The sequence below is a fragment of the Cryobacterium sp. Hb1 genome (assembly GCF_004403585.1).
GTDB classification, from domain to species: domain Bacteria; phylum Actinomycetota; class Actinomycetes; order Actinomycetales; family Microbacteriaceae; genus Cryobacterium; species Cryobacterium lyxosi.
In genome coordinates this window covers 1-1,266 of sequence record NZ_SOHI01000018.1, presented here as the reverse complement: position 1 = coordinate 1,266, position 1,266 = coordinate 1, and the positions used below count along the sequence as shown (strand labels likewise).

Genomic DNA, 1,266 nt, shown 5'->3' with positions numbered 1-1,266 from the left:
TGGCCTTGCCCCCGTTGAGTGGACACCTCACAAGAGAGAATGTTCACATGGGAAAGACACGCCGGGAGTTCACTCCTGAGTACAAAGACGAGGCCGTGAAGCTGGTGATTAACACCGGCAGGGCGGTCGCGACCGTGGCCCGCGAACTGGGGATCAACGAGGCCTCGCTGGGCCGGTGGGTCAGCGCTTTCAAGGCCCGAAACGATACCGGCGAGACCGCTGTTACCGAGTCTGAACGGGCCGAGTTGCTCCGGTTGCGGAAAGAGAACGCTGATCTGAAACTTGATCGGGCGTTTCTAAAAAAAGCATCCATCTTCTTCGCCCAGGAAGCGTCGGATACGAACGCAAAGCGTTCGAACTGATACTGGCGGAGAAGACTAACTTCACCATCACCCGCATGGTCCGCCTGCTCGAGGTGTCTCGATCGGGCTACTACGTCTGGCTCGACCGGAAGCCCTCGGACCGCATGATTCGGCGGGAGGGTATCGAGCAGAAAGTGGCGTGGTTCCACGGTGACTCCGACGAGGTTTACGGGTCGCCGAGGATCCTCGCGGACCTCCGTGCTGACGGGGAGACCATCTCCCGCAAGACCGTCGCCAAGACCATGCAACGCCTTGGATTGGTGGGCATCTGCCCGAAAAAGTGGAGGACCACGACGATCATTGACCACGCCGATGCTTACCCCGTTGACGCCGTCAAACGAAAATGGGACACCGGCGCCCTGGACCAGGTCTGGGTTGGCGACATCACCTATCTGAGGACTTGGGAAGGCTGGGTGTACCTGGCGACCGTGATCGACGCTCACAGCCGCCGCGTGATCGGCTGGGCTATCGCCGCCCACATGAGGACCGACCTAATCGAGGATGCCCTCATAATGGCCATGACACTGCGCGGCGACAGGCCGGCGCACGTCATCTTCCACAGCGACCGCGGCACCCAATATGCCTCAGCTCAGATCACCGCGTTCGCGATCAAGAATGGTCTCACTCGCTCGATGGGATTGACCGGTATTTGCTGGGACAACGCGATGGCCGAAAGCTTCTTCGCGACGCTGAAAACAGAGTTCTACTACCGACGAGTGTGGCCCACCCGCGACCGCGCCACCCTCGAAGTCGGCGCCTGGATCGAGGACCGCTACAACCGCCGCCGCCGGCACTCCTCGATCGGGCAAATCAGCCCCGTCGACTTCGAACTGCAATACTCGTTAAAGACCGCGGAAGTTCAACTCGCCGCTTAACCCGTGTCCACTAACCGGGGGCAAGGCCA

At 60.6% G+C, this 1,266-nt stretch carries 2 protein-coding genes; both read left to right on the top strand.

The genetic code is table 11. The features are described from left to right. The coding region (locus E3T38_RS06880) for a transposase (RefSeq protein ID WP_206751300.1) at positions 1–362 on the top strand (362 nt) is incomplete at its 5' end. Continuing rightward, complete coding sequence (locus E3T38_RS06875; protein WP_134547373.1) at positions 308–1,237, top strand: IS3 family transposase; 930 nt, start codon at positions 308–310, stop codon at positions 1,235–1,237. The genes E3T38_RS06880 and E3T38_RS06875, both read left to right, overlap by 55 nt. Positions 1,238–1,266 lie beyond the last annotated feature (29 nt).